Origin of the sequence: Paraburkholderia translucens, from assembly GCF_020881035.1 — a bacterium.
GTDB lineage: Bacteria > Pseudomonadota > Gammaproteobacteria > Burkholderiales > Burkholderiaceae > Paraburkholderia > Paraburkholderia translucens.
On the sequence record NZ_JAJITC010000002.1, the window covers coordinates 80263 to 92473 of the forward strand.

Annotated in this window: 10 protein-coding genes; 4 read left to right on the forward strand and 6 right to left on the reverse strand. The window is 66.4% G+C overall.

The features are described 5' to 3' along the window. Positions 1 to 168: 168 nt before the first annotated feature. The 4 genes from LJ655_RS03590 to purT form a co-directional block, all read right to left on the reverse strand. Positions 169 to 1605 (reverse strand): aldehyde dehydrogenase family protein, encoded by a 1437-nt coding sequence (locus LJ655_RS03590; RefSeq protein WP_230559895.1) that lies wholly within the window; start codon positions 1603 to 1605, stop codon positions 169 to 171. A gap of 32 nt (positions 1606 to 1637) precedes the next feature. Next, positions 1638 to 3290, reverse strand: a complete 1653-nt coding sequence (locus tag LJ655_RS03595; RefSeq protein WP_230559896.1) for an acetolactate synthase large subunit — start codon at positions 3288 to 3290, stop codon at positions 1638 to 1640. A gap of 247 nt (positions 3291 to 3537) precedes the next feature. Next, positions 3538 to 3921 (reverse strand): MliC family protein, encoded by a 384-nt coding sequence (locus tag LJ655_RS03600; protein ID WP_230559897.1) that lies wholly within the window; start codon positions 3919 to 3921, stop codon positions 3538 to 3540. A 143-nt stretch (positions 3922 to 4064) separates the two neighbouring features. Further along, positions 4065 to 5279 carry a formate-dependent phosphoribosylglycinamide formyltransferase gene (purT, locus tag LJ655_RS03605; protein WP_230559898.1) on the reverse strand — a complete coding sequence of 405 codons (1215 nt, stop codon included), beginning with the start codon at positions 5277 to 5279 and terminating at the stop codon, positions 4065 to 4067. 181 nt (positions 5280 to 5460) lie between these two features. Between purT and LJ655_RS03610 the strand changes: the two genes are divergently transcribed. Together LJ655_RS03610 and LJ655_RS30160 are read left to right on the forward strand one after the other, a co-directional pair. Next, on the forward strand, positions 5461 to 5997 hold the full coding sequence (locus tag LJ655_RS03610; RefSeq protein ID WP_230559899.1) for an META domain-containing protein: 537 nt from the start codon (positions 5461 to 5463) through the stop codon (positions 5995 to 5997). Between the two features lie 110 nt (positions 5998 to 6107). Beyond that, the gene (locus LJ655_RS30160) at positions 6108 to 9845 is read left to right on the forward strand and encodes an FtsK/SpoIIIE family DNA translocase (RefSeq protein WP_329959674.1); all 3738 of its coding nucleotides are present in this window, start codon (positions 6108 to 6110) and stop codon (positions 9843 to 9845) included. Positions 9846 to 9930: 85 nt separating this feature from the next. Here LJ655_RS30160 and LJ655_RS03620 read toward each other — a convergent pair whose 3' ends face one another. Continuing rightward, the gene (locus LJ655_RS03620; protein ID WP_230559900.1) at positions 9931 to 11172 is read right to left on the reverse strand and encodes a lactonase family protein; all 1242 of its coding nucleotides are present in this window, start codon (positions 11170 to 11172) and stop codon (positions 9931 to 9933) included. Positions 11173 to 11440: 268 nt separating this feature from the next. Between LJ655_RS03620 and LJ655_RS03625 the strand changes: the two genes are divergently transcribed. Next, a complete protein-coding gene (locus LJ655_RS03625; protein ID WP_013088853.1) occupies positions 11441 to 11593 on the forward strand; it encodes a DUF3096 domain-containing protein in 153 nt (50 codons plus the stop codon). A gap of 141 nt (positions 11594 to 11734) precedes the next feature. Here the strand turns inward: LJ655_RS03625 and LJ655_RS03630 are convergent, their stop codons facing one another. Then, positions 11735 to 11980: a hypothetical protein gene (locus tag LJ655_RS03630; RefSeq protein ID WP_230559901.1), complete on the reverse strand. Its 246-nt coding sequence runs from the start codon at positions 11978 to 11980 to the stop codon at positions 11735 to 11737. A gap of 35 nt (positions 11981 to 12015) precedes the next feature. Here LJ655_RS03630 and LJ655_RS03635 point away from each other — a divergent pair, with 35 nt between their 5' ends. Then, positions 12016 to 12198, forward strand: coding sequence for a hypothetical protein (locus LJ655_RS03635; RefSeq protein WP_230559902.1), 183 nt, complete (start codon positions 12016 to 12018; stop codon positions 12196 to 12198). Positions 12199 to 12211: the final 13 nt, after the last annotated feature.

A 12211-nucleotide genomic window follows, 5' to 3' on the forward strand; every position in this document is an offset into this window, starting at 1 on the left:
AGTATTGTAGCACTTCAGCAAAAACGCTCAGGGCGGCTGGCTGGCGGCTCGCGGCCGGTGCTTCGGTCGCAGCGTAGTTGGCACAGACGACAGTCTCGTGACAGCCGCACGCTCGGGAAAACGGCGCGTGGCGTCCGTCATCCACCCGCCCACGTCAGCCGCACCCTCTCACCAGGTCTCCCGCATCACCATCAACCGCATCTCGGTCATGTCTTCGATGGCGTAGCGCACGCCCTCGCGCCCGAGCCCCGAGTCCTTGACGCCGCCATACGGCATGTTGTCGACGCGGAACGACGGCACGTCGTTGATCACGACGCCGCCCACTTCGAGCGCATCCCAGGCGCGATGCGCGTGCGCGAGCGAATCGGTGAACACGCCCGCTTGCAGGCCGAAGTCGCTGTCGTTGACCTGCGCGAGCGCCGCTTCGAAATCGTCGAAACGCTCCAATATCGCGACCGGCCCGAACGCTTCCTTGCGATACAGATCGGTGTCGCGCTTCACGCCTTCGAGCAGGGTCGCTTCGAACATCGCGCCGTCGACCTTGCCGCCCGCGACGATCTTCGCGCCCGCCTGCACCGCGCTGTCCATCCAGCCGGCGAGCCGCTTTGCCTCCGATTCGGAGATCATCGGTCCGACGAAGGTCTTTTCGTTCTTCGGATCGCCCATCACGAGCGACTTCGTCTTCGCGATCAGCTTCTCGCGCAGCGCGTCGTAGACGCTCGCATGTGCCAGAATCCGCTGCACGCCGATGCAGCTCTGCCCCGATTGATAGAACGCTCCGAACGCGAGCCGCTCGACCACGTAGTCGAGCTTGCCGCCCTGATCGCCGTCGACGATCGCGGCCGCGTTGCCGCCCAGCTCCAGAATCACCTTCTTCTTGCCGGCCTTGCGTTTCAGCTCCCAGCCGACCGCGGGCGAGCCCGTGAACGACAGCAGGTTGAAGCGCTCGTCGGTCGTGAACAGATCGGCGCCGTCGCGATGCGCGGGCAGGATCGAGAACGCGCCCTTCGGCAGGTCGGTCTCCGCGAGAATCTCGCCCATGATCAGCGCACCGACCGGCGTGCGGCTCGCCGGTTTCAGCACGAACGGCACACCGGCCGCGATCGCCGGCGCGACCTTGTGCGCGGTCAGGTTCAGCGGGAAATTGAACGGCGAGATGAACGAGCACGGCCCGATCGGCACGCGCTTCACGTACGCGTGGTAACCGCTCGCGCGCGGCGAAATCTCCAGATTGATAATCTCGCCGTCGATTCGCACACTCTCCTCCGCAGCGACCTTGAACGTATCGATCAGCCGCGTGACTTCGCCCTTCGAATCATTGATCGGCTTGCCCGCCTCGATGCACAGCGCCAGCGCGAGTTCGTCGTAGCGCTCGCGAAAGCGCTTCACGCAGTGTTCGAGCACCGCCTGGCGCTTGAACGGCGGGTAGGCGCGCATCGCCGGCATCGCGTCGACCGCGTGGCCGATCGCCTTGTCGATCGCGGCCGCGTCGGCCATCGCGACGCGCGTGGCGACCTCGCCGCTGAATTTGTCGGTGACTTCGAGATCGGTGTTGGCCGCCACCGGCTCGTTGGCGAGGTAGTACGGATAGGTTTTCTGCAACATATCGCTCTCTCCTGGGTTCGCTGCGCAGAGGCTCAAAGCCGCGCGGACAGCCGCTTGATCTCGCGATTGAGCACGCGCTCGTTGTCCGAGTAGTCGATCGGCACGTCGATCACGTGCACGCCGGGCGTCGCGAAGCATTCGCGCAACAGCGGCGCGAACTGCCCGGCCGCCTCGATCCGATGCCCCTGGGCGCCATAGCTTTGCGCATAGGCGACGAAATCCGGGTTCGCAAGCGTCATGCCGTAGTCCGGGAAGTTCATGTTCTCCTGCTTCCAGCGGATCATGCCGAACGCGTCGTCGCGCAGAATCAGGATCACCAGATCGAGCTTCAGGCGCACCGCCGTTTCGAGCTCCTGCGAATTCATCATGAAGCCGCCGTCGCCGCACACGGCGATCACCTTGCGCTCCGGATGCACGATCTTGCTCGCGATCGCCGACGGCAGCCCCGCACCCATCGACGCCAGCGCGTTGTCGAGCAGCAGCGAATTCGGTTCGTGCGCACGGTAGTAGCGCGCGAACCAGATCTTGTACATGCCGTTGTCCAGACACACGATGCCGTCGGCCGGCGTGGTCTCGTAGACGTCGTTGACGATCCGCACCGGGTACATCGGAAAGCGGTCGTCGTGCTGGCCTTTCACCAGATGCGCCTCGAAGTGCTCCTTGATTTCCTTGAAGCGCGTGAAGTCCCAATGCTCCTGGCGCTGCTTCAGGCTCTCCCTCAACTGCCACACCGCATTGGCGATATCGCCGACTACTTCGATCTGCGGGAAATACACCGGATCGACTTCGGCGCCGAGGAAGTTCACGTGGATCACGGTCTTCTCGCCGGCCTCGCCGCTGCGCATGAAGAACGGCGGCTTTTCGATCACGTCGTGACCGACGTTGATGATGCAGTCCGCGTGCTCGATCGCGCGGTGCACGAAGTCGCCGTCGGAGAGCGTCGCGTTGCCGAGCCACATCGGATGCGATTCGTCGATCACGCCCTTGCCCATCTGCGTCGTGAAAAACGGAATGCCGATCTGGTCGACGAACTCGCGCAGCATCTTCGTCGTGGTCTTGCGGTTGCCGCCCGCGCCGATCATCAGGAGCGGATGCTTCGCGGCGGTGATGGCCTCGACCGCGCGCGCGACCGCCTTCTCCTCGGCGACCGGACGGCGGCTGTAGCTCTTCGGAATCGGCTTGCCGTCGCCCTCCTCGTGCGCGACATCCTCGGGCAATTCGAGGTGCGTGGCGCCGGGACGCTCCTCCTCTGCCCGGCGCACGGCCTCGCGCACCGCCGCCGGAATATTGCCGATCGACACGATCTGCCGCGTGTACTTGGTGAGCGGCTCCATCATGCGCACCACGTCGACGATCTGGAAGTGCCCCTGCTTGCTCGACTTGATCGGCTTCTGGCCCGTCACCATCAGCATCGGCATGCCGCCCAACTGCGCGTAGGCGGCCGCGGTCACGAAGTTGGTCGCGCCGGGGCCGAGCGTCGCCAGACAGACTCCCGTGCGGCCGGTGAGCCGCCCGTAGGTGGCGGCCATAAAGCCGGCCGCCTGCTCGTGGCGCGTGAGGATCAGACGGATTTTCGAGCGGCGCAGCGATTCGAGCAGATCGAGATTTTCTTCACCGGGAATGCCGAACACGTACTCGACACCTTCGGCTTCCAGCGATTTGACGAACAGGTCCGATGCTTTCATTGAGGGTCTCGCTTGATGACTCGGGGACGGTCAGCGAACTCAGGCGGCGGACTCGGCGGGCTGCATGAACCCGCTGTTGCACCACCAGGGTCCGGAACCGCACGATCGAAGACGGCAACGACGGCCGCGCGTAACACACGACACCGCGCGCGGCATGGCAGACGGCACAGCGAACGCCATGCCGGACAGCTTACTACTCGAAGAGAGACGATGCGCGCAAGCGGACAAGGCCGCGCAGGGGATGGAGTCAGCGGGTCACGCTCACGCAGTCGGACAGAATCGGCGGCGCGTTCTCGCCGCTCGTCAGGTCATACAGATTGGCGCGCGGACCCTTGGTCCACCACGTATAGCTGCCGGCCTGGTACTTCGCGCCAGACGCCGAGATCGTGTTGACGAATAGCATCGGCGTGCCCTTTATCGGCAACACGGCGAAGCTTTGTCCGTTCTGCGCGTTCCAGTAGGTGACCTGCAGGATCTTGCCGGTCGCGCACGTGTATTTGCGCGTCTGGTGGTTCTTGCTTTCGATGTGCCTGAACTGAAGCGGCGCGGCCGATGCGCTGCCGGAAGACGCCGCCGCCCAGGCTACTGCCGGTACTGCCGCCGCGAGGATTGCAACACGCCATGTCTTCATCGAACACCTCGTTCGTTGCGGAGGTCAGGCGGAAGGCGCACCGGCCGCGAGGCCGGGTCACAGACGAGTCACAGGCGGTTCAATGACCGCTCGAGGATCGGATACATCGGCGCACGCATCGGTTGGCGCGCGCCGCGTACCCCTTACTTCGCCGACACCGGCCGCACCGCGGCCGCGGCCTCTTTCGCGCGCGAGCGTGCTTCGTCGATGTTTTCGCCGGTCGCGAGCGCGACGCCCATGCGGCGTTTGACGAAGCTCTCCGGCTTGCCGAACAGGCGCAGGTCCGCATTGGGCACCGCCAACGCCGTCGCGACGCCTTCGAACGCGATGCCGGCCTCGTCGCGACCACCGTAGATCACCGCCGACGCGCCCGGCGCACGCAGCGACGTGTCGACCGGCAGACCGAGGATCGCACGCGCATGCAGCTCGAACTCCGAAAAGCGCTGCGAACACAGCGTGACGAGCCCCGTGTCGTGCGGACGCGGGCTGACTTCCGAAAACCATACGTCGTCGCCGCGCACGAACAGTTCCACGCCGAAGAGGCCGCGGCCGCCGAGCGCCGCCGTCACCTTGTGCGCGATCTCGCGCGAGCGCGCGAGCGCGAGCGCGCTCATCGGCTGCGGCTGCCACGATTCGACATAGTCTCCCGCGACCTGCACATGGCCGATCGGATCGCAGAAGTAGGTGCTGACCTGGCCGCTCGCCGGGTCGATCGCGCGCACGGTCAGTTGCGTGATTTCGTATTCGAAGTCGATGAAACCCTCGACGATCGCGCGCCCGAAATTGACGCGGCCGCCCGCCATCGCATACTGCCATGCGGGCTCGACGTCGGCATCGCTGCGCAATACCGACTGCCCCTTGCCCGACGACGACATCACCGGCTTCACGACGCACGGATAGCCGACCTTCGCGATGCCCGCGCGCAGCTCGTCGAGCGAATCGGCGAACGCGTACGGCGAGGTCGCGAGGCCGAGCTCCTCAGCGGCGAGTCGGCGGATGCCTTCGCGGTTCATGGTCAGCTGGGTGGCGCGCGCGGTCGGGATCACCTCGGCGAGCGCCTCGGATTCAATTGCGGCGAGCTCGTCGGTGGCGATCGCCTCGATTTCGGGGACGATCAGATGCGGGCGTTCCTGCTCGACCAGCGCGCGCAGCGCCGCGCGGTCGGTCATGTCGATCACGTGCGCGCGATGGGCGACCTGATGGCCCGGCGCGTTCGGGTAACGGTCGACGGCGATCACTTCGACGCCCAGCCGTTGCAGCGCGATGATCACTTCCTTGCCGAGTTCGCCGGCGCCGAGCAGCATCACGCGCGTGGCGGATTCAGAAAGGGGGGTGCCGATCCGTTGGCCGATCTGCATGTGAACTCCAGATAAAAGTCGGGATGAGGGTGGGATTGGATAGACCGCGATGTTAACATGCGGGCCCCTTGCCGCGCGGCGCCCGCAGGGCGTTGACGGCCGCTTCTGGCGCCTTCGCTCGCGCACCACAAGCTTAGTACGTTACGCTTACGCCTTCGCCAGTTTGAACAGGAACGACGCCATGCTCATCCGCTCCCGCCCGCGACGTCTTGCGCGCATCACTCCGTGCCTGCGCACGGCCGTCGCCGCGTTGAGCGTCGCCGCGCTGCTCGGTGCCTGCGCGATTCCGAAGCATCCGGATTCGTCGGCGCCGCCGCCCGATCCGTTCAATCCCGCCGCCGCGCAGTTGCTCGACGACACCAGCTGGGTGCTGAGCGCGTGGAAGAGCGCGGATGGCACGGCGCGCGCGGTGCCGTCCAAGGATCAGGGGCCGCTCACGCTCAAGTTGTCGACCGAAAGCGGCCAGCGTCACGCCAGCGGCTTTTCCGGCTGCAACCGCTTCATGGGTTCGTACATGCTGAAGGACGGCAAGCTGAGCTTCGGAACGCTCGCCAGCACGCGCATGGCATGCGCCTCGCCGGGCGGCGACATCGAAAAGCCGTTCCTCGCCGCGCTCGAGCGCATCGACCGCACCGGCGTGCAGATGCGAGCGCCGCAACAGATGCAACTGATCCTGGACGACGGGGACACGCTCATGTTCGATCGAACCGACAAATGATGCGTGTTTGCGCCGCGTTCGGGACTCGCGCCGGCCTTAGCCGCGCGCTGCGCCGGTTTAAACTCGGCGGATTGCGCTTGCGCGCCCTCCGTCATTCGTAGATGTCTGGTATGCACACGGTAGTTTTCGGCTGGTTCGGCGGGTCGGCCGTCTGGTTCATTCCTCTTTTGTGGCGCCTCGTGAAGTCGCTGCTGCCGGGCGGCACGGGGCTGCGCGGCCCCGGCACGATCCGGCTGTGGCTCGGCTTTGTCTGCGTGCTGGTCGGCAGTTGCACGCTCGAGGCCTCGCTGATCGGCATTGCGGGCGTCAATGGTTTCGGTCATGCGCTCGCCGGTGGGCTCGGTCATCTGCTCGGCCATATCGGCACCCCGGTCGCGGCGCTCGCGCTGCTGGTGGTCAGCCTGCCCTGGCTCATCGAGTTCCGCTGGAGCGAGTTCGCCGCGTGGGCCGACGGCGCGTTCGGCCTCGGCCTGTCGCGCGGACTCGCGAAGCGCGACGAGGATGCGCGCCGCTCCCGCATCGTCGACGACGGCGCGCTGTCGCATGCAACACCCGCCACCAACACGATGGCGCCACGCAACAGCAAGGGACGCTACGCGCGACCCACGGTGTGGCGTCCGCCGGCGACCGCGCGCGGCGCGAGTTCCGCCACGGGTGCGGGTGCCGCGGCGGCCGGCATCGCGGGCAGCAAGGAGGCTTCCGCCCGTGGCGCCGGCGCGGCGCGCGGGCCGCTCAAGCAGATCGAGCCGGTGCTGCGCACGGGGCAGATCACGTCGCCGCGCCCCGCAGCCGCGCTGTCCACCCAGGCGTTGCATGCCAACAAGACTGCGGACAGTTCCGCCGCGCCGTTCGTGCCGAGCGAGCCGGTCGCGCCGGCCGGCTGGCTACGCGCGACGGAGCCGCGCGCGGCGACGTCGGCAGCCGCAGGCGCCGCATCGGGTACGCCGGCTCGCGATGGCGCGCTGCAGGTCGGTCGGCGCTCCGTCGGCGAACAGCGCTCGGCCGCACCGTTCGGCTCCAGTGCCGCGCTGGCGGCGACAGCCGCCGCCGCGTCGGGCGTGTCCGCGAGGGCGGCACAGGCGATGGCGGGCCGCGCAGCCGTGTCGGGCGCCGGTATCGGCATGACGGCGGGATCGACGAATGCCGCGGGCCGCGGCAGCCGTTCGTCGCCGCTGCCTCGTCCGGCCGACGGCGCCGCGCCGCTCAATCGCAGCGTCACGCCACGTCAACCGTTCCCGGCCGCGACGCGCGCCAACGGTACGACATCGCCGTCGAGCGCGCGCCGGGCCGCGCCGAGCTTCACGCGGCCGCTGGCGAACGCGTCGACAGTGGCGCCGCCCGCGAGCGTCGAGGAAACGCTGCGCAGTATCGCGGAAAACGCCGCGCGCTGGACCGATATGGCGGGCGTGAGCCTCGCGCGCAGCCGTGGCGCCGTTAGCGCGAAGATCGGCGATGCGGAGCGTGGTTCGAGGGCATTCGATGCGCAGCCCGCGCAACGCGCCGCGCCTACTGTCCAGACCGGCGAGGCGCTCCCGGTGTCGCGGGCGCAGAGCGTGGAGAGTTCGGTGGAGACGGTGTCGCCGTCGCAGCGCGAAGCCGCACCGGTCGAGTTGCCGCGTGAGAATGCGCCGGTGGAGTCCGATACGCCTGTCGAATCCGGTCAGGAACCGGTCGCGCAATGGCCGACCGAACCGCCGGCCATCCATGCGCCTGTTGTTTCTGCGTCGCAGGCGATGGCTGCGATGGAGCCGGTGGCCGACGTGGCAACCGCGGCCGAGCTCGCCGTCGTGGCGCCTGCCGCGAGCGCACCGCAACCTGAGATACCGGTCGAGACACCGACCCCGACCTCGTTCCAGCGCTTCGCAGCCGGCTTGCAGGACGACGCAGCGCAAGAAGACATGCCGCCGTTCGAAGACGATTCGACGCCGACCGACGACGCCGTTGAGCAACCGGCCAGCGAACCGGTCATCCCCTCCCCCGGCACACCAACGCCGTTGCAGGCGCTCGCGCCAGTCGCCGAAATCGTCATCGAGAAAAACCTCGTGCCGTGGGAGAGCAAGCTCGGCTACGTTGCGGCCGAGCCCGCGCCAGCGGTCGTTTCGAACGTGGTCCGCTTCCCGGGCTTCGCGGTGCCGGCGGGCAGCAGCGAACCTTCGGTTGCGGCAAACGCAGCGCCCGTCGCGCACACGCCGGCCGCCGAACCGTCGCCCATTCCAGCGGCTGCGCCCGCGCTGACACCGCAGCCGCAGGCCCAGTTCGCCGATCAACCCGCCGCCGAGCCCGTTGCAGAGTCCGTTGCAGCCCGCCCGCCGCTGCGCGGCCACGCGCCGGTCAACGGCTTCGAGTTCCACGCGCCGGCCGCATCGATGGTCGAGCTGCCGACGCTCGACCTGCTCGCCCCCGCGGACGCCGACATCGAACCCATCCCGGACGAGAAGCTCCGCGAAACCGGTCAGCTGATCGAGCAGCGCCTGCAGGAATTCAAGGTGCCGGTGACCGTCGTCGGCGCATCGGCGGGGCCGGTCATCACGCGCTTCGAAGTCGAGCCGGCGCTCGGCGTGCGCGGCAGCCAGATCGTCGGTCTGATGAAGGACCTGTCGCGCGGTCTCGGTCTCACCTCGATCCGCGTAGTCGAAACGATTCCGGGCAAGACCTGCATGGGCCTCGAACTGCCGAACGCGAAGCGGCAGACGATCCGGCTCTCGGAAATCCTCGAAGCGAGCGTCTACCAGAACTCGCACTCGCAACTGACGCTCGCGATGGGCAAGGACATCACCGGTCATCCGGTCGTCGCCGATCTCGCGAAGGCGCCGCACATGCTGGTGGCCGGCACGACCGGCTCGGGCAAGTCGGTCGCGATCAACGCGATGATCTGCTCGCTGCTGTTCAAGGCGACGCCCGAGGAAGTGCGCCTCATCATGATCGACCCGAAGATGCTCGAACTTTCGGTGTACGAAGGCATTCCGCATCTGCTCGCGCCGGTCGTCACCGACATGAAGCTCGCGGCCAACGCGCTGAACTGGTGCGTCGGCGAAATGGAGAAACGCTACCGGCTGATGTCGGCGGTCGGGGTGCGCAACCTCGCCGGCTTCAACCAGAAAATCCGCGACACCGAGGCGAAGGGCAAGAAGCTCGGCAACCCGTTCTCGCTGACGCCCGACGCGCCCGAGCCGCTCGCGCCGCTGCCGTTGATCGTCGTCGTGATCGACGAGCTCGCCGATCTGATGATGGTCGCCGGCAAGAAGATCGAAGAGCTGATCGCGCGGCTTGCGCAGAAAGCTCGCGCGGCCGGCATCCACCTGATCCTCGCGACGCAGCGGCCGTCGGTCGACGTGATCACCGGTCTCATCAAGGCGAACATTCCGACGCGCGTCGCGTTTCAGGTGTCGTCGAAGATCGACTCGCGCACGATTCTCGACCAGATGGGCGCCGAATCGCTGCTCGGCCAGGGCGATATGCTGTTCCTGCCACCCGGCACCGGCTACCCGCAGCGCGTGCACGGCGCATTCGTCGCCGACGAGGAGGTGCATGCGATCGTCGAGTATCTGAAGCAGTTCGGCGAGCCTCAGTACGAGGAAGGCATTCTCGACGGCCCAGCCACCGACGGCGGCGCGGCCCAGGACCTGTTCGGCGAAGCGCCGGATGCGGAGGCCGATCCGCTGTACGACGAAGCGGTCGCGTTCGTCGTGCGCACGCGGCGCGCGTCGATCTCGTCGGTGCAGCGGCAGTTGCGCATCGGCTATAACCGCGCGGCGCGGCTCGTCGAGCAGATGGAGACGGCCGGACTGGTGTCGTCGATGAGCATCAACGGCAGCCGCGAAGTGCTTGCGCCGGGGCCGGCGGAATGAGCGGCCGGTAAATCGGCGACGACGAAAAAACGGACAGCCTCACGACATGAGCTGTCCGTTTTTGTTTACCCGCGCGTGCCGTGCGTCAAGACGGCGACACCAGCTTGAAATCCACCGGCGAGCCGAGTTCGAAATGCTGCCTCGGATTCGGATCGAGCAGCCCTGTCTGCGGATCGCGCTTGAACACATAGACCGTGTCGCTCAACTGATTGCCGACGATCAGCCAGTTGCCGGTCGGATCGATGGCGAACTCGCGCGGCGATTTGCCGAGGCTCGACTGCCGGCCGATCTGCTGCAGATGCCCATTGGCCGGATCGACCGCGAAGATCACGATTTCGTTCGCGTCGCCGCGATTGGACGCGTACACGAAACGTCCGTCCGGCGACATATGGATCGCCGCCGCGCCCACCTTCCCCCTGAAGCCCGGCTCGGAGAGCGGCAGCGTTTGCACCAGTGTCAGCCGGCCGTCGTGGTAGTCGAACGTGCTGACGGTCGCCGCAAGTTCGCTCGTCAGATACGCGTGCCTTCCGTCAGCGCTGAAAATCAGATGGCGCGGACCCGTGCCGGCCTTCTGCTGCGTGTAGCCCCAGTCGGTCGCGACGAACGGGCCGGCGCCCGAGCTGTTCTGCGGCGCGTAGTGATAGCTGTACAGCTTGTCGGCGCCGAGGTCCTGCGCGAAGAGATAGCGGCCGTCGGGCGAGAACACGGTCGAATGCACGTGCGAGTTGTCCTGCCGCCCTTTCACCGGCCCGCCGCCCTCGTGGTGCACGGTCTGCACCGACGTGCCCACCTGGCCGTCGGCCTGCAGCGGAAACACCGCGAAACTGCCGCCCGGGTCGGGCGCGACCGAATAGTTCGCGGTCAGTAGATACCGGCCGTCCGGCGAGATGCTCAGATAGCACGGATCGTTGCCGTCCGACGAAACCTTGTTCAGAAACGTCAGTTGCCCGCGCGCGGCGTCGAAGCCGAATGCGCTGATGCCGCCGCGCTGCGCAGCCGGGCCGTTGTCGCCGGGCAATTCGTTGACCGAGTAGACGAAGCGGCGGTCGCCGCTCACCACGAGAAAGGACGGATTCACCGTCTGCGCGACGGACACCTGGGTCGCCGCACCCGTCTTCGTATCGAAGCGAAAGACGTAGATGCCCTCGCTCCTGCCGCTGGTGTAAGTACCGACCAGCATCGTATAGACGCCGTCCGCAGGGACCGGGCCGGCGTCTTGCGCATAGGCGTGCGAAGCAACGATCGAAATCATGAGCGCGAAACCTTTTATCATCGAACGGGCGGCCCGCCACGGCGCGGGCCGCTTCGCGCGGCGACTGCGAAGCATGGAGACCTCCTCGACATCGGTTAGGTCGTACTGGCTCACTGACGAGCCGGAGTACAAGCGGTTATAACGGTGTCTGGTCTGCCGCGCCGCGAATCGAGCGTCGTTCCGCGTTGTTGTTGTCGAACTCAGTATAAGGGCGTCAGGTCGGATCGTGCAGTGAATCCGCCGCCGTCGCGCGGTCTGCGCCGGCGGCTTTTGTCCCGCGTCGCGGGACGTTTTCTCAATCGCTTTTCAATCGCGCGTCACGCGTCTCAACCACGGAGTCTCCATGAACGTCACTCTCAGTCTGGGCCCGCTCGTCTCGCTGATCGCGGGCATTCTGATCCTGATCATGCCGCGACTGCTGAACTATATCGTCGCGCTTTATCTGATCATCATTGGCATCATCGGGATCTTCGGCGTGGGCTCGTCACATCTGTGAGCGACATGCGCGACGCTGCCGGGCGCGGGATTCGCGCCCGGCAGCCAGATGGTTTCGCATAGAAGAAAGCTCGCGGCGGCGGCAAATGTCACACTTTGACGTGCGCAAGGAACGTGCGAGACGAACGCTTCGCGCTACCGCTCAACCGTTCGCCAGTTGGTCGAGCCGCAAGCGCCCCTGCAACGAGAGCGCGCCGACCGCATAATGACCGGCATCCTGCTTATAGCGCCGGAAGCAGGCCCGCTCGACCAGGAAGGACGCGGCAGCCAGCATGTCATTGCGGCTCAGGCCAAGCCGGCTATGATCGAGTTGCAGCATGGAATCGCCGGCCAGTTGGCTGGCGGCCGAGAGAATCGTGATGCAATCGGATTTCGAAGGGTTCAGCATGGCTTTCGTCCTCGGAAACGGCGTCTGCATACGCCATGAACAAGGCCGATTCGCAGTCCGGCATGTCGCCGGGCATCGGCATGAATTTTGATTTTATGCACGGATTTGACCATTTACCAACCCGCGTTTTACCGCGCTGTGCGGTGAACCAAACAAAGCTCATGTGGTCCGGTGATAACAACCCTTCAAAACGCGGCTGCTGTCGCCGTCCGGCATAACGACTCGTAACCC